This is a genomic window from Halomonas sp. RT37 (assembly GCF_040070525.1).
Classification (GTDB): Bacteria; Pseudomonadota; Gammaproteobacteria; order Pseudomonadales; family Halomonadaceae; genus Halomonas; species Halomonas litopenaei.
This window is the reverse complement of the sequence record NZ_CP098827.1, coordinates 2,294,558-2,316,783: the sequence shown is the minus strand read 5'-3', so window position 1 is coordinate 2,316,783 and position 22,226 is coordinate 2,294,558. Positions and strand designations below refer to the sequence as shown.

Annotated in this window: 9 protein-coding genes and 2 pseudogenes; 5 read left to right on the top strand and 6 right to left on the bottom strand. The window is 63.3% G+C overall.

Going from position 1 to position 22,226, the window contains the following annotated elements; translation table 11 throughout:
- Nucleotides 1–7 precede the first annotated feature (7 nt).
- Nucleotides 8–761 (bottom strand): annotated as a pseudogene (locus tag NFG58_RS09765) (YebC/PmpR family DNA-binding transcriptional regulator).
- 228 nt (nucleotides 762–989) lie between these two features.
- On the opposite strand from NFG58_RS09765, the gene ubiM reads away from it, so the two are divergent.
- The gene (gene ubiM, locus NFG58_RS09760; RefSeq protein WP_348828065.1) at nucleotides 990–2,261 is read left to right on the top strand and encodes a 5-demethoxyubiquinol-8 5-hydroxylase UbiM; all 1,272 of its coding nucleotides are present in this window, start codon (nucleotides 990–992) and stop codon (nucleotides 2,259–2,261) included.
- A 67-nt stretch (nucleotides 2,262–2,328) separates the two neighbouring features.
- Here the strand turns inward: ubiM and aspS are convergent, their stop codons facing one another.
- Nucleotides 2,329–4,107 carry an aspartate--tRNA ligase gene (aspS, locus tag NFG58_RS09755; protein WP_045994968.1) on the bottom strand — a complete coding sequence of 593 codons (1,779 nt, stop codon included), beginning with the start codon at nucleotides 4,105–4,107 and terminating at the stop codon, nucleotides 2,329–2,331.
- A gap of 45 nt (nucleotides 4,108–4,152) precedes the next feature.
- Nucleotides 4,153–4,425 (bottom strand): zinc ribbon domain-containing protein, encoded by a 273-nt coding sequence (locus NFG58_RS09750; protein WP_045994967.1) that lies wholly within the window; start codon nucleotides 4,423–4,425, stop codon nucleotides 4,153–4,155.
- Between the two features lie 239 nt (nucleotides 4,426–4,664).
- On the opposite strand from NFG58_RS09750, the gene NFG58_RS09745 reads away from it, so the two are divergent.
- The 3 genes from NFG58_RS09745 (at nucleotide 4,665) to NFG58_RS09735 (ending at nucleotide 7,899) form a co-directional block, all read left to right on the top strand.
- Nucleotides 4,665–5,609, top strand: a complete 945-nt coding sequence (locus NFG58_RS09745) for a D-2-hydroxyacid dehydrogenase (RefSeq protein ID WP_348828064.1) — start codon at nucleotides 4,665–4,667, stop codon at nucleotides 5,607–5,609.
- 408 nt (nucleotides 5,610–6,017) lie between these two features.
- Nucleotides 6,018–6,929, top strand: coding sequence for a ribokinase (locus tag NFG58_RS09740; protein WP_348828063.1), 912 nt, complete (start codon nucleotides 6,018–6,020; stop codon nucleotides 6,927–6,929).
- A gap of 28 nt (nucleotides 6,930–6,957) precedes the next feature.
- Nucleotides 6,958–7,899 (top strand): nucleoside hydrolase, encoded by a 942-nt coding sequence (locus NFG58_RS09735; protein ID WP_348828062.1) that lies wholly within the window; start codon nucleotides 6,958–6,960, stop codon nucleotides 7,897–7,899.
- 144 nt (nucleotides 7,900–8,043) lie between these two features.
- On the opposite strand, the gene NFG58_RS09730 is transcribed toward NFG58_RS09735, so the two are convergent.
- Together NFG58_RS09730 and NFG58_RS09725 are read right to left on the bottom strand one after the other, a co-directional pair.
- A complete protein-coding gene (locus NFG58_RS09730; protein ID WP_348828126.1) occupies nucleotides 8,044–8,325 on the bottom strand; it encodes an acylphosphatase in 282 nt (93 codons plus the stop codon).
- 231 nt (nucleotides 8,326–8,556) lie between these two features.
- A pseudogene (locus tag NFG58_RS09725) lies at nucleotides 8,557–9,453 on the bottom strand (YihY/virulence factor BrkB family protein); the annotation flags it as partial.
- A 245-nt stretch (nucleotides 9,454–9,698) separates the two neighbouring features.
- Between NFG58_RS09725 and NFG58_RS09720 the strand changes: the two are divergent.
- On the top strand, nucleotides 9,699–10,790 hold the full coding sequence (locus NFG58_RS09720; protein WP_348828061.1) for a bifunctional nicotinamide-nucleotide adenylyltransferase/Nudix hydroxylase: 1,092 nt from the start codon (nucleotides 9,699–9,701) through the stop codon (nucleotides 10,788–10,790).
- Nucleotides 10,791–10,884: 94 nt separating this feature from the next.
- Here the strand turns inward: NFG58_RS09720 and NFG58_RS09715 are convergent, their stop codons facing one another.
- Nucleotides 10,885–22,023 (bottom strand): Ig-like domain-containing protein, encoded by an 11,139-nt coding sequence (locus NFG58_RS09715; RefSeq protein WP_348828060.1) that lies wholly within the window; start codon nucleotides 22,021–22,023, stop codon nucleotides 10,885–10,887.
- Nucleotides 22,024–22,226 lie beyond the last annotated feature (203 nt).

Below are 22,226 nucleotides of genomic sequence, written 5' to 3'. Positions count from 1 at the left end.
CGGCAGGTCAGCGCTCCAGTTCGGCAAGAATGGCATCATTGAAGTCCGCATTGGTGAAAACATTTTGCACGTCATCGAGGTCTTCGAGTTGATCGATCAGGGCGAGCACACGGCGCGCGAGATCGGCATCCTCGATGGGCGTGGTGGTATCGGCGAAGAGTCCGACGTCGCTGTAGACGGGCTCAAGCTCCGCGGCCAGCAGGGCATCCTTGACGGCACCAAAGCGCTCCGGTGATGTCACCACCTCCAGGCTGCCGTCTTCGTCGGTCAGGATATCCTCGGGCTCCGCCTCCAGGGTGGCCGCCATGGCTGCCTCCTCAGAGGTTCCCGGTGCCAGGGTCAGTCGCCCCTGGTGATGGAACATGAAGGCGACCGATCCGCTGGTGCCCAGGTTACCGCCATGCTTGGAAAACGCGTGTCGCACATCTGAGACAGTTCGATTGCGGTTGTCGCTCATGCACTGCACCAGGATGGCGACGCCTTCCGGACCATAGCCCTCGTAGGTGATCTCCTCCATGTCATCGCCATCATTCTGCCCTGCCCCGCGATCCACCGCCCGCTGGATCGTGTCCTTGGTCATGTTATTGGACAGGGCCTTGTCGATGGCGGCCCGCAGACGCGGATTGTCAGCGGGTTCGGGCCCGCCCTGACGAGCGGCCACGCCCAGCTCGCGGATCAGCTTGGAGAATATCTTGCCGCGCTTGGGCATCCTGGGCGGCCTTGCGATGCTTGATGTTCGACCACTTGCTATGTCCTGCCATGGTGCATCCCGTTGGTTGCTGGAAGCCGACGCTTCGCACGTCGCCGGGCGATATTGGAAGACAAGGCCCTGAAGGAGCCTGCCAAAAGCACCTGAACCCGGCGCTGGATCAAATGCGCGCCACAAAGCCCGCCACCTGATCACCCGTTGTGCTAGCGTCGGGCGCTTGATTTATCGCGCATTCTACCGCGCGTGCAGCTCACCAGCGAATCCAGCTCAGGAGTGACGAATGAAGGATGTGGCCATCATTGGTGCAGGGCCAGTGGGCCTATGCCTGGCGCGAGCACTGGCCGGTGCCGGCTTGAGTGTGGCACTGATCGATCGAATCGATCGCCCTCGACTGGCCGAACCCAGGCCCGATGGGCGCGAGATCGCCATGACCCAGGCATCCTGCGACCTGCTTGCCGACATTGGTGTGTGGCAGCGGATCCCCCAGCACGAGGTGGCACCGCTGACGCATGCCAAGGTGTTCAACGGACAGTCGTCCTTTGCCATGGACTTCGACTCCGGCAACGATCGACCACTGGGCTTCATGGTGCCGAACCATCTGATACGCCGCGCCGCCTTCGAGGAAGCCGAACGCATGGACGGCATCGACTGGCACTTCTCGGCGCTGGAAAGCATCACCAGCGACCCCGGTGCGGCGCGTCTGGCACTGGAAGACGGTACTCGCCTGTCGGCTCGTCTGGCGGTGGCCGCGGACAGTCGCTTCTCCGAATCCCGCCGTCAGATGGGCATCGCTGCGCGCATGCGCGATAACGGCCGCAGCATGCTGGTGTGTCGGGTTCGCCACCAACGCGCCCATGACCAGTCTGCCTGGGAGTGGTTCGACCACGGCCAGACCCTGGCGTTGTTGCCATTGCACGAACACCTGTCGTCGGCGGTGGTGACCCTGCCCAGCCAGCAGATGTCGGAGCTTACCGCGCTGCCGCCCGAGGCACTGTCGCAGGCGTTGGCCCATCGCTACGGAGGCAGGCTCGGCGCCATGACCCTGGAGGGAGAGACCCACGTCTATCCCCTGGTAAGCGCCTACGCAGAGCGCTTCGTGGCCGAACGCTTTGCCCTGGTCGGTGACGCTGCGGTGGGCATGCATCCGGTGACGGCACACGGCTTCAACTTTGGCGCCCAGAGTCAGCACCGCCTGGCCCGCCGGCTGATCCGCGCCCACCAACTCGGACAGGACATCGCCGACCCGCAACTGCTGAAGCGCTACGAGCGCGAGCATCGGCTGGCCACCTGGCCGCTGTATCAAGCCACCCAGGCCATCGTTGGCCTTTACACCGATGACGGAGTGCACGCTCGAATGGTCCGTCACCTGGGACTGCGCCTGGGTGACCGACTGGCACCGGCGCGTAGAATGATCGGACAGCACCTGACCGAGCCTCATGGTGGCTCACCGCTCACGCCTCTATCGTCTCTATCACCTCTCACCAACCTTCCGTCGCTGGCCCGTCGCGCGGCGTCTTCCTTGCAGTCACCACTGTCCAGGCTGCTGGGCTGATTTCCCATCAACGAAAAACCCCCGCCGATGGGCAGGGGCTTTTTCGGTACAGCACGATAGCGTAGCGTTATTCGCCGGCTTCGGGCTTGGCCTTCTGACGCAGGCGGATACTCAGATCCTTGAGCTGGTCGTTGCTGACCTCGCCAGGGGCGTCGGTCATCAGACAGGCTGCACTCTGGGTCTTGGGGAAGGCGATGACCTCGCGGATGGTACGAGCGCCGGTCATCAGCATGACCAGGCGATCGAGACCGAAGGCCAGACCACCGTGGGGCGGCGCACCGTAGTGCAGCGCGTCCAGCAGGAAGCCGAACTTCTCGCGGGCTTCTTCTTCACCGATACCCAGGATCTCGAATACCACGCTCTGCATGGCCTGATCGTGGATACGGATCGAGCCGCCACCCAGCTCCGTCCCGTTGAGCACCATGTCATAGGCACGCGACAGGGCCTCGGCCGGGTTGGCCTTGAGCTCCTCGGGGCTGCACGCCGGCGAGGTGAAGGGGTGATGCAGCGGGCTCAGGCGACCGTTGTCGTCGGCCTCGAACATCGGGAAGTCGACGACCCACAGCGGCGCCCAGGGCTGGGTGTAGAGATCGAGATCCTCACCCAGCTTGACCCGCAGAGCCCCCAGCGCCTCGTTGACGATGCGCGCCTTGTCGGCACCAAAGAAGATGATGTCACCGTCTTCGGCACCCACACGATCCAGCAGGGTCTCGATCACGCCTTCCATGAACTTGACGATCGGCGATTGCAGGCCCTCGATGCCCTTGGCACGCTCGTTGACCTTGATCCAGGCGAGGCCCCGCGCGCCGTAGATACCGACGAACTTGGTGTACTCGTCGATTTCCTTGCGCGACAGCTTGGCGCCACCGCTCACCTTGAGCGCGGCGACACGGCCGTCATCAGCGTTGGCCGGACCGGAGAAGACCTTGAAGTCCACCTCCTTCATCAGGTCATCGACGTCGGTCAGCTCCAGCGGGATGCGCAGGTCCGGCTTGTCGGAGCCGAAACGATGCATCGCCTCATGCCAGGTCATGCGCGGGAACTCGCCCAGATCCACGTCGAGCACGTCCTTGAACAGGCCCTGCACCATGGACTCGGTGATGCGCATGATGTCGGCCTCTTCGACGAAGGAGGCCTCGAGGTCGATCTGGGTAAATTCCGGCTGACGGTCGGCACGCAGGTCCTCGTCACGGAAGCACTTGGCGATCTGGTAGTAGCGATCGAAGCCCGCCACCATCAGCAGCTGCTTGAACAGCTGAGGCGACTGCGGCAGCGCAAAGAAGCTGCCTGCGTGGGTCCGGCTCGGCACCAGATAGTCACGTGCACCTTCCGGGGTCGCCCGGGTCAGCACCGGCGTCTCGATGTCGAGGAAGCCCTCGCCCTCGAGGAAGGCCCGCACGCTATGGGAGATGCGAGAGCGCAGACGCAGCTTCTCGATCATCTCCGGGCGACGCAGGTCGATGTAGCGGTGCTTGAGGCGAATTTCCTCACCCACCTTGCCGTGCTCGTCGAGCTGGAACGGCGGCGTGGCGGCGGTGTTGAGCACCTCCACTTCCTTGGCCAGCACCTCGATCAGGCCGGTCGGCATGTTCGGGTTCTGGGTTCCCTCGGGACGCATGCGCACTCGGCCCTGGATGCGCAGCACGTACTCGCTGCGGGCGCGGTCGGCATTGGCGAAGGCCTCGGCGGTATCGGGGTCGACCACGACCTGGGCGATACCGTCACGATCGCGAAGGTCGAGGAAGATCACCCCACCGTGGTCACGGCGGCGGTGTACCCAGCCGCACAGGCTGACCGTCTGGTCCACCAGGGTTTCGTTGAGCTGGCCGCAATAATGGCTGCGCATGTTGGTTCCTGTCATGTTGCGTGAAGGTAAAGGCAATTCGTTGGATCAGGCAGCGGCGCCGTCACCGGAAGCGGAGCCACCACCGGAGGAGGCACCGCCTCCGCCGCTGTCACCCGCCAGATTCTTCTTGGTGCCACCGGTCTTGAAGTCGGTCTCGTACCAGCCGCCACCCGCAAGACGGAAGCCAGCCGCCGAGACCAGGCGGTTCAGTTCCGGAGCTTCACAGGCCGGGCAGTCGGTCAAGGGAGCGGCGCTCATGCGCTGCAGCTTCTCCAGCCGATGGCCACAGGCCTTGCACTGATATTCGTAGATGGGCATGGTTCTAGGTCTCCGTTCGCATTGTTCCTGCGGGGCGGGAAGCCGGCGTCTGATCTGCCTGACACACCCTCGATCACGCCGCTTCCGATCCCGACATGCGATATAGGGCCGGCCAACAGCAATTCCAAGCCCAAATCAAAGGGGCGCATTATAGCGTGCTGAGCGCCTCAAGGCCCAGCCCTGTGCACCGATCTTCGCCACCAGACTCACCACACCCACCAAACACAACAGGAGAAGCGATGAAAGCTGTATTACTGGACGCCGACAGCCTGGGTACTGATATCGACCTGGCACCGCTGCGCGAGCAGCTCGAGAGCCTCGAGGTTCACCCCACCAGCACCCCCGCCGAGGCGCGTGAACGGCTGGCCGGCGCCGACGTCGCCATCGTCAACAAGGTGGTGCTGGATGCCGATACCCTGAACGCCCTGCCCTCCTTGCGGCATATCTGCGTACTGGCCACCGGCACCAACAATATCGACATGGAGGTGGCGAAAGAGCGTGGCATCCGCGTCGACAACGTCAACGCCTACGGAACCGCCAGTGTCGCCCAGCATACGCTGATGCTGATCCTCGCCCTGGCCACTCGCCTGCCGCAGTACCAGCGCGACGTGGCCGAAGGCCGTTGGGGACAGAGCCCGTTCTTCTGTCTGATGGACCACCCGACCCTGCAACTCGAAGGCAAGCATCTGGTGCTGGTGGGACAGGGTGAACTGGGCTCCAAGGTGGCCGCCCTGGCCGAGGCATTCGGCATGCGGGTGAGCTTCAGCGCGCGACCAGGCAAAGAGGCCAATGACCGGCGCCCGGCACTGGCCGAGCTGCTGCCCGAGGCCGACGTGGTCAGCCTGCATTGCCCGTTGACCGAACACAGTCGTCATCTGCTCAACGCGGACAACCTCAAGACCATCAAGAAAGGCGCCCTGCTGGTGAACTGCGCCAGGGGTGGAGTGATCGATGAAGAAGCCGCTCTGGCCGCCCTGCGCGAAGGGCAATTGGGAGGCCTTGCCGTCGATGTCCTTCCCGCGGAGCCGCCCCGTGACGGCCACGCCTTGATCGACGCAGTCAACGAGTCGCCGCGCCTTAACCTGCTGGTCACCCCGCACAGCGCCTGGATCACCCCTGAAGCGCGACAGAACATCGTCAAGCTGACCGTCGACAATCTGCGGAACGCTGCGCAAGAGAGCTGACGCCGTCCATGGCGGGCACAGAAGACCGTGCCCGCCTGACACCAGGCCACTGTTGGCACCCTGCCCCTTGCTGAGCTCTCTCCAGGCTTTCGTCACGCTGATACAAGGTTATCGTCACGCTGATGCCAAGCTTATGCAACGTTATCGCCACGCCGATGCAACGTTATCGCGCCCCTGATCGGCATGTTCGGGCGAGTTTAGCGAATGCGACGCCTCCCAACGGCCTGTCCTCATCGCCTATGAGTAACAACTCGGTGCAATTGGCACATTCGGGTTTTGCTAAACTAAGATAACGGTATAACTTTGGAAAAAAACAGCAGCCTCGTTACCGATGGCGGTTGCACCCTTGCGTCGGCCCGGCATCACTCCGATACTTCGCGCTGAGCCCACCCCCTCATCGGACACCCCATGCTGTACAACTACGGGTCGATCAATCTCGACCATGTCTATCGCGTTCCCCATCTCGTTCGCCCGGGGGAAACCCTGGCGAGTCATGAGCACCGAGTCGGCCTTGGAGGCAAGGGAGCCAACCAGTCGCTCGCGCTGGCCAAGGCCGGAGGTCAGGTGGCTCACTGGGGAAGCCTGAATGCCCAGGATGGCTGGGCCCGCCAGCAGCTTGCCGATGCCGGGGTCGACGTCAATGGTATTGCCGAGGTGGCCGCCCCCTCCGGCCACGCCATCATCCAGGTCGACGACGGCGCAGAGAACGCCATCCTGCTGTTCCCCGGAGCCAACCACCACCACGCGGCCGACGACCTTTCCAGGCTGATGGAGGGCACTCAGGCCGGCGACTGGCTGCTGCTGCAGAATGAATGCAGCGCCCTGTCCGATGCGATCCGGCTCGGACATGAAAAGGGACTGAACATCGCCTTCAACCCGGCGCCGATGAGCGACGCCGTGCTGGACCTGCCGCTCGACCGGTGCGATCTCCTTTTCGTCAATCGGGGCGAGGCCGCCTGGCTGGCCGGTGTTGCAGAGGATACCGATGCCGACGCCTTGCTCACCGCCCTTTCCGAGCGCCTGCCCAGCACCCAACTGGTGCTGACGCTCGGAGGCGAAGGCGCCTGGCATCAGCACGGCGGACAGCGCCAGTTCCAGGCGGCGAGTCGGGTCGAGGCGGTTGACACCACCGCCGCCGGGGACACCTTCATCGGCTACTATCTGGCCGCGATGCAGGAACAAAAGACCGTGGCGGATTGCCTGGCGCTGGCCTCCACCGCCGCCGCCCTCGGCGTTCAGCGCCAGGGCGCGGCCGCCAGCATTCCGACCCGCGACGAGGTCGACACAGCGCTGGCGAGCGGCCAGCACGCCATCCGTTGAGACCTTCAGGCCAATCACAGGAGCTTCCGTGAGCACCCCGATCATCTTCGATACCGACCCGGGCGTCGACGACGCCCAGGCCATCGCCATCGCCCTGCGCCATCCCGACATTGAGCTGCTCGGCATGACCACCACCTTCGGCAACGTCGACATCGAGACGGCGACCCACAATGCCCTGCTGCTCGGCGAGATCGCTGGCCAGCCGGTGCCGGTGGCCCAGGGCTCGGCCTGCCCCATGGTCAAGCCTCGTCATCCGGCACCCAAGCATATCCATGGCGACAACGGCCTGGGCAATATCAGCCTGCCCGAGGTCAAGGGACAGGCCGACGCTCGCAGCGCCGCCCAGTTTATCGTCGACACCGTGCGCCAGCGTCCGGGCGAGGTCACCCTGGTGGCGGTCGGCCCGTTGGGCAACCTAGCTGCAGCGCTGCAGCTGGACCCCGAGATCACCCGCCTGGTCAAGCAGGTGGTCATCATGGGCGGCTCCATTCGCGAAGGCGGCAACGTCACCCCGGTGGCAGAAGCCAACATCTTCAATGATGCCCACGCCGCGCAGCGCGTCCTGACCGCCGACTGGCCGCTGACCCTGGTGGGGCTCGACGTGACCCATCGCTGCATCCTGACGCCGGAACACATGGCCCGCATCGAGGCAGGCCAGGGCGAGCTCGGCAAGATTCTGGCCGGCAGCTACGACTTCTATCGCGCCTTCTATCGTGAAGCCCTCGGCATCGACGGCTGCTGCCCCCATGACAGTGTGGCCCTGGCCTGGCTACTGCGCCCGGACCTGTTCGAGACCACCCGCGGCCACCTCGGTGTGGTCACCGAAGGGCCGGCCGAGGGGCAGACCATCCTCGCGCCGGAAGGCAGAGGCTTTATCGCCGACCGCTGGTCACAGACACCCGTGGTCGACGTCTGCATGAAGGTAGACGGCAAGGCCGTCAGCGACTGGATCGCGGACACCCTGGCCTGAACGACTCAAGCCAGCAAAAAGCCCCGGGCGGGCACGACACTGTCCCTCGACATTATCCGTCGTGCCCGCCCGGGGCTCTTCTATCGCTGGACCTTTGAGGTCATGGCGCCAGCGGCGACGACCGCGGGCGCTCTACACCGGGCTCTAGCCCGTCGTGAAATCCCTCGGCGGCTTATCCAGCGTCACCTCACGGGTGGTGACCTGGGTCACTTCGGCCTGCTCGGGCCCATATTCAAGCCAGTCGGCGACCCGTTCCACCGCGTCACGAGGTCCACACAGCAACACCTCGACACTGCCGTCCGGCAGGTTGCGCGCATACCCCGCAAGCCCCTCTGCCTCGGCTTGCTGCCTGGTGGCAACGCGATAGCTCACGCCCTGTACTCGCCCTTCCACCAGGGCCTCCAGGCATAGGGTGTCATCGGACATCGTGGCTGCCTCCTGCTGCTCGTCCATTGGTTCCTCTCTGGCGACATCGGCATCTTGAACGGTATCATCGACGCTGACCTCGTCATCTTCGTTGGCCTGACGACTCTCCACCGTGCCAGCAGTCTCCGCTCCCCCTGCCTCCAGCTCCGCCTCATGCTGACGCTCGCGAGCCTCCTGCTCGAATTCCCGTTCTTCTTCGGCGCTCAACTGGGCACGCACGCTCTGCTGATCGAGCAGTTCCTGCTTGACCAGCACGGCGCTGTTGCGCGGGATGATGGGCTTGTGCCGGGCGAGTAGATGGACCTTGGTAAAGGCGGCGCCAAACAGCAGGATCAGCGAGGAGTAGTAGACCCACAGTAGTACCACCACCACCGACCCCGCCGCGCCGTAGGTCGAGGCAGTCGCGTTGTAGGCCAGATAGAGCGCGATACCGGTGCGCCCTATCGAGAACAGCAAGGCCGTGACAACCGCACCGACGATGACGTCGCGCCAGCGCAGCACCACGTCGGGCAACACCTTGAAGATAGTGGCAAAGAGCGCGGCGATCACGCCGATCGACACCAGCAGCTCCACCCCTCGTGTCAGCAGGCTGACGTAGGGCAGCACATCGTCGGCGGCCTTCAGTGCCGCCCTGACGAACACCCCGAGCCCCACCGACACCAGCAGGATGAAGCCGATCGCCAGCACGATCGTCAGTGACAGCATGCGATTCTTGACGAAGATCCACAGACTGTTGCTGCTGGGGCGTGCCGCGACACCCCAGATGGTGTTCAGCGAGAACTGCATCTGGCCGAACACCGTAGTGGCACCAACCGCCAGGGCGGCAAAACCCAGCAGCGTCGGCAACAGGCCGGACTCCTGGATGCGCGACTGGGCGACGGCATGCTCGATGGCGGTGGCCGCCTCGGGGCCCATGGTGCCCTGCAACTGGGCGAAGATTTGCCCCTGTGCCGCCTCCTCGCCCAGCACCACACCGATCACCGTTACCGCGATGATTACCGTCGGCGCCAGCGAAAACAGGGTATAGAACGCCAGCGAGCCGGCGTAGCTGAAGGCGTTGCGCTCCAGCCACAACGCCACCGAGCGACGCAGCACCCCCCACCAGAAGGCGAAAAACTGAATGATCATGGCGTTCCCTCGTCATTATCGTTGCCCTCAGCATACCTAACACCGACGGTATACGCAGAAACATGCGCCAACGCGACGCCCAAGCGCTGCCAGTTCATCACGACCGGATCATCGTGACGGGTTTATCAAGCCTCCTTCATCTAGCCTCATTCACCTATCCCTGGAGCCTGTCTGTTTGCACCGGTCTGTTTGCGCCTGCCAGTCGTCGCCACCATAATGGCGGCGACGTTTTCCAGGAGTCCTCCATGCCCACCGATCTGGTCACCTCTCCGCCGCAGACCGAGTTCGACTGCCTGGTGTTCATCGGACGCTTTCAGCCCCCGCACCTCGGCCATCTGGCGGTGATTCGGGCGGCCCTCAAGCAGGCCAGACAGGTCATCGTGCTGGTAGGCTCCGCGTGGCAGGCGCGCTCACTGCGAAACCCCTGGCGTTTCGACGAACGCCGCCAGATGCTGCGCAGCGCCTTCGACGAAGACGACAACGCTCGCCTCGAGATCGTGCCGCTGCTGGATGCGCTCTACAACGACGATGTCTGGGTACACGACGTCCAGCGCAAGGTGCGCGATCTAGCCCATCCCGAGAGCGCACGGTTACCACGTATCGGGCTGATCGGCGCCAGCCGCGGTCAGTCGAGCTACTACCTGTCACTGTTCCCCCAGTGGGAGTCGGTGAGCGTACCGCTGGTCGAAGCGATCTCCGCCAGCCAGATTCGAGAACGGCTATTTCGCTCCGAGGGCTCGGCGGTAGAGTATCTCTCCACCAACGCAAGCCACGATCTTCCACCGGGAGTGGTGGAGCATATCCGGCGCTTCATGAGCGGCAAGCCCTACCGCCAGCTCGGTGAAGAACAGCAATTGCTCGACCAGTACCGTTCGGCCTGGGCCCAGGCGCCCTACCCGCCGATCTTCGTCACCGTCTGTGCGGTTGTGGTGCAGTCGGGCCATGTGCTGCTGGTGCGGCGCACCTCGGCACCCGGCAAGGGACTCTATGCCCTGCCCGGGGGCTTTATCAGCGCCCAGGAACGACTGATGGACGCCTGTCTGCGAGAGCTGCGCGAACGCATTCGGCTGAAGGTGCCGGAGCCGGTGCTCAAGGGATCGCTACGCGGTCAACGGCTATTCGACGAGCCGCACCGAAGCTGGCGTGGACGAACCCTGGCAGAAGCCTTCTACTTTGCCCTGAGACCGGATCAGAACCTGCCGAGGCTGAAGCCCGTCAAGGGGGGCGACCATGCGCGCTGGGTGCCCCTGGCGGAACTCGAGCCGGAAAGCCTGTTCGAGGATCACTTCTTCATCATCCAGAACTTTCTCGGGCTGCCTGCCGATCGACGCTCCTGAGGCACGCGGCAAGATCCAACGGCGGTAACGACATGGCGGACAAGGGAGGCCCCCTGTCCGCCAAGTTTCCTGCTTGTGACGGCCTGGCTAACCGTCAATCGTGCTCGGTCAGCAGCGACAATGCCTCAAGCAGATTCGGGTCCAGGTCATTCGACCGGTGATGGGCCCGACTGAGCTGCTCGCTGAAGCCTGGCGCGGCCACAGGGAACGATGGCTCACCTTCACTCACCTCCAGCCGCACCTTGTCCAGGTCCAGCACCAGGCGATAGTGATGTGCTTCCCCTTCACTGCCTCGGCTATCGATATCCAGCGTCACCTTTTCCAGCGCCGCCGAGCGTTCGATCAGCAACTGACCGATCGAGGGACGCTGAATCCAGTCCGGCAAGGCTCGTCCCCCGGGTAATGACACCTTGATGTCGCGTTGCCCTTCCGGCAGCTTGAGCCACGCCCGCTCGTTCTCGACCAGAGCCTCCAGCGTCGCTCGGCCATCGCTGCTTGCCCACGACGTCGCTCGCACCTCACCGGGATGAGCCAGCGACCTGGCTTCCTGCAGCATCGAGGAGTTCCAGGCGCTGGATTCTCTCGGCTGATCCTTGTTTACCACCTCCATTTCAGCGTCGGTCAGCGCCGAGATGCCGTGTACCGCCGCTCTTACTGCCCCATCCGCAGACAGGTCGGCAAGGCCACCAAGGCCTCCGTACTGATTGACCACCTCATCGACCATGCCATCGGCATGCATCAAGGGCCCTTCAGCATCCGACTCGACATCCTGCGACGGGACTTCGGGCGCACGGTCACCGATATACAAGCTATTGAGGGGCTCCACCGTCACCGAGACGGTCACGTAGGTTACACCGCCCTGCCCGTCCGACACCGCGACGACAAAGCTGTCGCTGCCGGAGAAGCCTGCTTCCGGCACATAGACGAAGGATCCATCCGGGTTCAGGGTAAGCTGACCGTGTCGAGGACCGTCATCCAGCGCGAAGGTGAGATCATCCCCTTCAACGTCCGATGCCACCACCTGACCAGCGGCGGCTTCACCGCTACCGGTGACGATAGGATCGGCACTGGCCACAGGGGCGTCATTGACCGGCTCAACCGAGACGGTGACTACCACGGTAGTGGTGGCACCGCTGGCGTCGGTCACGGTCACGCTGAAGCTGATATCGCCACTGACGTCGGGATCGGGCACAAAGGTGAAGGTGCCATCCTCATTGAGCGTGACGCTGCCGCCGCCCGGTTGATGGTCGAGACGGAAGGTCAGGTCGTCATTGTCCACGTCGGTGGCGACGACACGCCCCTCGACCGGGGTATCCTCGGTGGTGACGATGGGATCTACGCTGGCGACAGGGGCGTCGTTGGCGCCGAGAACGCTGATCGTCAGCGTCGCGGTCGAAACACTGCCATCGCTGTCGGTGATGGTGTAGCTGAAGGTCTCGGTGAGCGTCTGCCCCGGTTTGAGCGCGTCCACCACCGGGTTGCTGTTGTCCAGCGTATAGGAATAGCTGCCGTCCGCGTTCAGCACCAGGCTACCGTAACGGCCCTCCACCGGCTCGCCAACGCCACCTTCGGGCGATGACTGACCTGACCCGACCGCCGTGACCCCGCCATCCACCGCAACGTCATCGACACCATAGTGGTCATTGAGGAGGACGTTACCGCTGCAGTCGCTTCCCGGCTCTGAGCCTTCCTCGCTCACCTCACCACGGTCATTGCCGGTGCCAGGACCATCATCGATGATGGCGATGGCCAGGGTACCAATGTTGGCGGTGGTCTCGCCCTCCACGTCGGTGACGCCGATGGCGAAGCTGTCGTTGACCGCGCCGCCGGAGTGATCGGCCCTCGAGGCCAGATAGTAGGTATAGCTCACCTCTCCGGTGGCGGGGTCGTAGTAGCGCAGCACCAGGGTGCCGTGATCGCCGGTCACCTCGATGGGATGGCTACCACAGTCCTTGAGCTGATCCAGGCTGATGGTGCTTCCCCCCAGGGTCAGGCTGGACAGACTGTCGGCTGGTCCAAGGGTAAAGGTGCCACTGTGGCTCAGGCCCAAGCCCTCGTGGCTGCCTCCTGTCAGACCGGCCTCGTCAACCGACCCATCGGTGGTGGCGTCGCCTGCTGAATCGCCCCCTCCTGGCTCACCGCCTCCATCCCCCAGCCCACCGACAGTCACCTTGTCGTCCACCGCCGTGACCGAAATGCTCAGGCTCGCGTCGGAGGTCGCGCCCCCATCGTCACTGACGGTGTAGGTGACCAGTGGCACTTCGCCGTTGTAGTTCAGCGCCGGCACGAAACGGTAGCTGCCATTGGCGCTGATGGTCAGCTCGCCGACGCCTTCGATGACGGCGGTCTGCCCTGCCAGGAAGGTTCCCTCGATACCATCGACACTGAAGCCCGTAACACTGAGGCTATCGCCCTCGATATCGCTATCGTTGGCCAGCAGGCCGTCTTCGGCGGCGACCGTCAGAGGCGTGTCCTCGGCGATCGTGGCCTGGTCGTTCTTGGCGGACGGCGCGTCATTGACCGGTGTCACCGAGACATCGACCTCCACCGTGACGGTGGCACCGGAAGGGTCGGTCACGGTGACGGTGAAGCTGGTGTCGCCGTTGAAGTTGGCATCCGGGGTAAAGGTAATGTTACCTTCCTCATCGAGGCTAACGGTGCCACCCTCAGGCTGCGCATCCAGACTGAAGGTGAGCTCATCGTCATCGACGTCGGTGGCGATGATCTTGCCATCCACCGGAGTATCCTCGCTGGCGGTCACCTTTTCCGCAGAAGCCTCCGGCGCGTCGTTGGCTCCACGAATGGTGATCGTCAAGGTGGCGGTGGCGAGATCGCCGTCGGCGTCGCGAATCTGATAGCTGAACGTGTCGGTCCGCGTGTCACCGACCTGGAGCCCGTCCACCTCGCCATTGGTGTTGTCCAACGTATAGCTATAGCTGCCATCGGCGTTGAGGATCAGGCTGCCGTAGCTCCCCTCTAGCGAGACGCCGGTGGCCCCATCGAGACTTCCGCCTTCCACACCTACCCCGACCACCGCCCCATTGGCATCCGCACCATCGGCACCCGGGCGATCATTGGCCCAGACGCTGCCTGCGCCGGCAGCACCGTCCTCGACGACTACGCCGCTGTCATTGGTCGCACTCGGACTATCATCGTCGATGTCGATCACCAGCGTCCCGGCGTCGGCGGTGACCTCACCCTCCACGTCGGTCACGCTGATCATGAAGTCGTCGCTGACCGGCTCGTTGGAGTGATCTGCGTTTGAGGTCAGCAGATAGCGGTAGCTGACCGTACCGGTGGCGCGATCGTAGCCTTCGATGGTCAAGGTGCCGTAGCGGCCCTCGATCGCGATGGGTGACGACGCGCTGGCCTCGAGCTCGGCAAGGCTGATGCTGCGACTGCCCAGGGTAAAGCTCGCCAGGCTGTCCGCCGGCCCCAGGGTAAAGCTGCCACTATGGATCAGCCCGTTACCTTCATCGCTGCCCCCGGCCAGGCCGGCCTCGCTGACGGAGCCGTCACTGATGTTGCCTCCCTCGCTGCCATCGTTACCGTCGCCCAGGCCGCCCAGGTTGACCTGGTCATCCACCGGCGTGACCGTGATGTCCAGGGTGGCGGTGCTGGTCCCACCCTCGCCATCGCTGACGGTGTAGGTGATCGTTGGTACCTTGCCGTGGTAGTTGAGTGCCGGTTCGAATCGCCAGACACCATCGGCCTCCACCGTCAGCTTGCCGACACCATCGATGGTGACGGTCTCACCGACATCGATGCTCTCGCTCATGCCGTCGACGCGAACGTCCACGACCACCAGGCTGTCGTGATCGGTCTCGATGTCACTGTCGTTGTCGAGCAGACCAGGCAGACTGTCGTCGCTCGACGAGTCAAGCGGCGTGTCCTCGGGGGTACTGGCGGTCTCGCCGGTCACCTTCGGTAGATCATTGACCGCCTCCACCTTGACCGTGACCTCGACAGTGGTGGTACCGCCATTGCCATCGGAAACCGTGACCTTGAAGGTGATATCGCCATTGACGTTGTCGTCGGGGGTGAAGGTAAAAGTGCCATCGTCGTTGAGCGTGACCTTGCCCCCGTCGGGCTGCGCGACCAGATCGAAGCTGAGGTCATCTCCTTCAACGTCACTGGCCTCGATGGTACCGCTGACCGGGGTATCCTCCTGGGTCGTCAATGCATCGACGCTGGCCGTCGGCGCGTCGTTGGCCCCCTCGATGGTGATGGTCAGAGTCACGGTGGACGTGCTGCCGTCGGCGTCGGTGATCTGATAGCTGAAGATCTCGGTCAGCGAACCACCCGATTTGAGGCTATCGACCTCCGTATTGGTGTTGTCCAGGGTGTAGATATAGCTGCCGTCGGCGGCCAGGGTCAGACTGCCGTATTTGCCGACAACCTCGCTACCGACACCGTCTGAGCTGACGCTGGAGCCCGGGCCCGACGCCGTCACCGTGACGTCTCCATCGGCACCCTCGCGGTCATTGGTCAACACACTACCGGCGCCGGCATCGCCGTCCTCGGCGACGCTGACGCTGTCCTTGGCGGCGATCGGCGCGTCATCGAGAATCTCGACCTTGAGGTCCTTGCCGTAACCCTTGGTGTCGTTGCCGAAGGTATCGGTCATCGACACCTCGACGTGGTCGAACACCGCGCCTCCGGAGTGATCGGCCTGCTCGGTCAGCACGAAACGAAACGTCACGGTGTTTTCCCGCACGTCGGTGCCGTCGCCTAGCTGGTAGCCGATAATCTCGAAATAGCCGTGATCGGTCTCGATGCGTACCGACGGATTGTCGGCGGACAACGCTGCCAACTCGCTCGGGGTGAAACTCGTGTCGCCGATGGTCAGGGTCTCGAGCTGCTGCTCCACTCGGTCCACCACCGAGAATGATCCCTCGTAGATCACCTCACCCGAGTCTCCAGGGTCTGTGCCGGTGGCGCCATCCGTGTTGAGTTGAGCTTCGTCTACCTCGCCCCCTTCCGTGCCAACGACCGCCGTCGTGCCGTAGATGCGAATGGTCAGGGTAGCGGTGGCCGTATCTCCGTCAGGATCGGTGATCTGGTAGGTAAAGGTGTCTGAAACGTGTCGCCCGGCAGGCAGCCCCTTGACCGTGTCCGAGTCGAAATCGGGTACATAGCGGTAGCTGCCGTCGGCGTTCAGGACAAGGGTGCCGTATTCGCCCTGAAGCCCCTGTCCGATATGGGACGCCGACGGCCCATCTGATCCTGCCCCCACTGCACTGACCGTGCCACCGTCACCGCCCAGGAGATCGGCGTCACCGTCCATGGCATCGGGATCGTCGCCTCCGTCTCCGGTCAAGACGTTTCCATCGGCGATGCTGCTGGGTTGATTCGGCTTGTTGATCGCGTCGTCGACGTCGTTCACGGCCTTCGGTGCATCATCGAGTATGGCGATCGACAGGGTACCGGCATCCGCAGTGACGTCACCCTCGACGTCGGTGACGGCGATCGCAAAATCGTCACTGACAGGCCCCTGGCTATGGTCGGCGTGTGCCGTGAGGGTATAGATATAGCTGACCGTGCCACTGGCCCTGTCGTAGCCATTGATCACCAGCTCGCCGTGGCCACCCTGGATCCTGATCGGCGTACCGGCACTGTTGACCAGCTGGTCAAGCGTCAAGGTGGTTCCGCCAAGGCTGATACTGGCGAGGCTGTCCGCCGGTCCCAGGGTGAAGCTGCCGGTATGGGAGACGCCACTACCCAGGGTACCGGTCCCCCCCGCCAGGCCGGACTCGCTGACCTGTCCATCGTTGGCACCATCACCGTCATCACTACCATCGCCCAGACCACCGACGGTGACCTTGTCGTCGACCGCCTCGACGGTGAGCTGGAGCGTTCCGGTGGTAGTTCCGCCGGCACCATCGCTGACGCTGTAGCTGATCTTTGGCACGTCACCGTGGTAGTTCAGCTCCGGCTCGAAGCGGTAGGAGCCATCGGCGTTCAAGGTGAATTTGCCGACGCCCTCGATGGCGACCGTCTCGCCCGGCTCGAAGGTTCCCGTCACGCCCTCGATGGAAAAGCCGCTGACGCTGAGACTATCACCATCCATATCGCTGTCGTTGGCCAGTACCCCACTGTCCTTGTTCACCACAAGGGGGGTGTCTTCACTCGTGCTGTTGGTGTCCGGGGTGGCCACAGGAGTATCGTTGACCGGCGTCACCGTCACCGTAACTTCCACCGTGGTGGTACCGCCGTGACCGTCGTCTACCGTAACGCTGAAGCTGACATCACCGTTGACGTTGGCGTCGGGAGTAAAGGTGAAGCTGCCGTCTTCATTCAGTGTAACCGTGCCCCCGTCCGGCTGGGCCACCAGATCGAAGGACAGCGAATCGCCATCCACGTCGCTGGCGGTAATCTTGCCGGAGACCGGCGTGTCTTCAGGCGTGGATATCGCATCCACGCTGGCCACAGGGGCATCGTTCGCGCCCATGATGGTGATGGTCAGGGTCGCTGTACTGGTATCACCATCGGCATCGATGATCTGATAGGTAAAGACCTCGGTCAGGTTTGCCCCCACCGCCAGCGCGTTTACCTCACTGTTCGTGCTATCGAGTTTGTAGAGGTAGTTGCCGTTGGCATCCAGGATCAGGCTACCGTAACTGCCGGCGACGCTGCTGCCGACACCGCCGCTCGGCGACGCCTCACCGCTACCCACCGCGTTGACCAGCCCCTTGCTGGGGGCGCCATCGGCTCCTGCCAGGTCGTTGCCGATGACCGAGCCACTGATGTTGCCACCGTCCTCCACGGCCTGACCGGTATCGGCCTTGGCCACCGGTGCATCGTCGATGACGGCGATGGTCAGAGTGCCCGCATTGGCGGTGACATCTCCCTCGACGTCGGTCACCCCAATGACGAAGCTTTCGTGGACCTCACCATCGCCATGGCTGGCATTAGTGGTCAGTGTGAAGGTGTAGCTGACGATACCGGTCTTCTGGTCGTAGCCGGTAATGGTCAGCAGACCATGGGTGCCGTTGATCTTGATCGGGGTGGTGGCGCTGGCCTCCAGCTGCGCCCGAGTAATCGATGTAGTGCCAATGGACAGGCTTGCCAGACTATCGGCGGGCCCCAGCGTGAAGCTGCCGCTGTGGGATACCCCGCCGCCCGCCACATCCGAGCCACCGGTCAGGCCCGACTCCTTGACAGAGCCGTCGGTCATGGCGTTGCCGTCACTGCCATCGTTGCCATCGCCAAGCCCGCCCAGGCTGACCTCGTCATCCACCGGCTTGACTGTGATAGCCAGCGCACCGCTGGTGGTCCCGCCGTTTCCATCACTGACGCTGTAGGTGACCTTCGGCACGCTGCCGTTGTAGTTGGTCGCCGGCACGAAGGTATAGGAACCGTCGGCGTTCAGGGTCAGGGTCCCCACCCCGGCAATGGTGGCGGTTTCGCCCGCCTTGAAGCTGCCCGTCACGCCCTCGACACTGAAGCCGCTGACGCTCAGGCTATCGCCTTCCACATCAGCATCGTTGGCCAGTACCCCCTTGTCCTTGGCGACCTCGAGTGTCGTGTCTTCGTTGGTCTCGGCCTTGTCATCCACCACCGTCGGGGCGTCATTGACCGGCGTCACCGTGACGCTGACCTCGACGGTGACGGTGCCTCCGTTGCCGTCGGAGACGGTTACGCTGAAGGTAATGTCACCATTGACGTTGGCGTCGGGAGTGAAGGTGAAACTGCCATCCTCACTCAGGCTGACGGTACCGCCTTCCGGCTGGGCGACCAGATCAAAGGACAGGTTATCGCCATCCACGTCCTCGGCCACGATGCTGCCGTCCACCGGCGTATCTTCCGATGTGGTCAAGGCGTCGACCGAGGCGGTCGGTGCATCGTTGGCCCCCTTGATGGTAATGGTCAGGGTGACGGTGCTGGTATCGCCGTCGGCGTCGATGATCTGGTAGCTGTAGGTTTCGGTCAGGGTCTCGCCCTGCTGCAGTGCATTGACCATGGCGTTGGTGTTGTCCAGCGCATAGACATAGCTGCCATCGGCGTTGAGCGTCAGGGTGCCGAAGCTGCCCACAAGGGCGCTGCCGACGCTTCCCCCATCGGTGGATTCGGCAACACCCACCTTTGACACCTTGCTGCCATCAGCGCCCTGCCGGTCGTTGCTCAGAACGTTGCCTGTGGAGGCGGCGCCGTCCTCGGTCACCGAACCGGTATCGGCGGTGGCCGACGGCGCATCATCGGTGATGCGGATCGACAGGGTACCGATACCCCTGGTGATATCTCCCTCGACATCGGTCACATCGATGGTAAAGCTGTCCTTCACCGCACCACTTGAGTGGTCGGCGGCGGAAGTCAGGGTGTAGCGATAGCTCAGCGTCCCGGTCTGGCGATCATAGCCCTTGATCGTCAGGGTCCCGTGGCTGCCGCTTACCTTGATCGGCGTCGTGGCACTGGCCTCGAGCTGGGCCAGCGTTATGGTTGAACCACCCAGGGTAAAGCTCGCCAGGCTGTCCGCCGGACCCAGCGTAAAGGTGCCGTCGTGGGTCAGTCCTGTGCCCTCGGCATCGACCAACCCTGACTCCTTGACCTCTCCGTCGACGCCGTCCCCGCCATCACCGAGCCCGCCCACCGACACGCTATCGTCGACCGAATCGACCGTGATGCTGAGGGTGGCGGTGTCGCTGACGTGCCCGTCGCTGAGCACATAGGTCACCTTGGGTACGCTGCCATGGTAGTTGAGCGCGGGATCGAAGCGGTAGGAACCATCGGCGTTCAAGGTCAGGGTCCCCACCCCGGCAATGGTAGCGGTTTCCCCTGCCGTGAAAGTGCCCGTCAGCCCCTCGACGCTGAAGCTTGCCACCGACAAGGCATCGCCATCGATATCACTGTCATTACTCAGCACGCCCTCGTCCTTGCCAACGATCAAGGGGGTGTCCTCCGCTGTGCTGGCGCTGTCGTCTGACGCGACCGGCACATCATTGACCGCACTAACCTTGACCGTCACCTCTACCTGGGTCTTGCCGCCGTGGCCGTCATCCACCGTGACGCTGAAGGTGATGTCGCCGTTGACGTTGGCGTCCGGCACGAAGGTGAAGGCGCCGGTGTCCTCGTCGAGGGTGACGGTTCCCCCCTCGGGCTGAGCATCAAGGGTAAAGCTCAAGGAGTCACCATCAGGGTCCTCGCCGACGATGGTGCCCGTGGTCTCGCCGTCCTCTGCACACTTGGCGGTGATATCCTCCGCTGTCGGGGCGTCGTTGGCGCCCTTGATGGTGATGGTCAGGGTCGCCGTGCTGGTATCGCCGTCAGCGTCGGTGATCTGATAGATAAAGGTCTCGGTGAGGGTTTGCCCCTTCTGCAGGCCGTTGACCGTAGCGTTGGCGTTGTCCAGGGTGTAGAGGTACTTGCCACTGGCGTCCATCACCAGGCTACCGTAGTCACCGGCAATGCTGCTGCCCACACCCCCCGAAGGCGCAGCCTCGCCCTTGCCGACCGCGCTGAGTGCACCGCTGTCGGCGGCCCCATCGGCCCCCAGGGTGTCATTGGAAACGACATTGCCCGTCAGCGAACTGCCGCCGCTGGCGTCTTCGTCGACGCTGCCCTGGTCTGCCTTGGCGGTCGATACGTCATCGACCACCAGGATGGCCAGCGTGCCTGCGTTGTAGGTCTCGTCGCCATCGCTGTCGGTGGTGCCGATGGTAAAGCTGTCCAGGACCGGATCCGACCCATGATCGGCGACGGACGACAGGACGTAGCGGTAGGACACGACCCCGGTATCGCTGTCATAGCCGTTAATCGACAGCTCACCGTAGCTACCCGTGATGGTGATCGCGGTGGTGCCACTGGCCTCCAGCTGTGCCCGGGTTATCATCGTGACACCGATGGTCAGGCTGTCGAGGCTCGAGGCAGGCCCCAGGGTAAAGGAGCCCGTGTGCACACTACCACTGCCGCCGGCGGCAGAGCCCCCGGTCAAGGCCGATTCGTTGACGCTGCCATCGCTGCCGTCGCTGCCATCCCCGAGGCCGCCAAGTGACACGCTGTCTTCCACCGAGGCAACCGTAATGGTCAGGGAACCGCTGGAGGTCCCGCCCTTGCCGTCGCTGACGGTGTAGGTGATCTCCGGGACACTGCCGTGGTAGTTGGGCGCCGGGGTAAAGCTGTAGGAGCCATCTGCGTTGAGCGTTAGCGTCCCCTTGCCGGGGATGCTGGCGGTCTCACCCGCAGCGAAGCTGCCGGTGACTCCGGCCACGCTGAAACCGGAGATGGCCAGACTATCCCCGTCCACATCGCTGTCATTGGCCAGAAGTCCTTCGCTCTTGTCGACACTCAGCGTCTCGTCTTCCTTGGCATCGCCCCTGTCGTTGGTGACCACAGGGGCATCATTGACGGCGTTCACCGTAATCGTAAGCGTCGAACTGGCGTAGCCTCCGGATCCCTTCAGGGTGTAGCTGATGATCGGCAGTGCACCGAAAAAGTTCGCCACCGGATCGAACCGGTAGGAGCCATCCTTGGCCAGCGTCAGCTTGCCGATGACATTGCCGTCACTGTCCTTGACGGTATTGGCCTGCCCCAGTACCAGGGCGGTATCGGCCACGCCGTCACCGTCGGTGTCGATGGCCGCCGAGGCGATTTCGGTGGCCCCCGCCAGGGTATCGTTGGATAACAAGCCCTTATCCTTGGTGACCACCAGCGCCACATCCTCATTGGTCTTCCCGGCGTCTTCCACCGCCGTCGGCGGATCGATGCTGTCACGGTAGTCCAGGTCGAAACCGGGTGGCGAGGCGTCGCTACCGTCTGCTGCGATATCGTTGTCGTCGTCAGAGAGCCCAAAGTTGCCGTCAACAAGGTTCTCATCATTGGCATCAAAGCCATCGTTGGCGTCCGATCCCTCGAAGATGTCGAGGAGCCCGTCGCCGTCGGTATCGGTGCTGTCACTGAGCGACGTTGCGCCATCGTCGCGCTCGGCGATATCCAGCTTGCCGTCGTTGTCGGAGTCGCGATCGAGGTAGTCTGCCGTGCTGTCGCCATCGGTATCGACCGGCGTCAGCCCTTTGCTGGCAGTAGCGGTGGTATTGCTGGTGTCCTTGTCGTAGGCGTCATCGAGCCCGTCCTTGTCGGCATCGGTGCCAGAAGGTTTTATATAATCCTGGGTCGTCTGCGCCTCGACATTGTCGGTGATGCCATCATTGTCACTGTCGATATCCAGGTGATCAAAGACGCCGTCTTTATCACTGTCCCTGTAGGCCGCATGGTTGCCGGAACTGGCAAGCCCCAATTCCCTTAGCTGAAGCTTATATCCTTTTATTGAGGGGCCAGTTTCATAGGTACTCGTGATAACAACTTCAAACCGGAGAACGCCGCGATACACATGACTAAAGTTATAAATATCGTGCGTACTCGTATTATCACCACCAATATTCGCTAAAACTTCCTCGCCCAGCAGCCCATCCTTCCCATACACCCTGATAGTAGCTGATC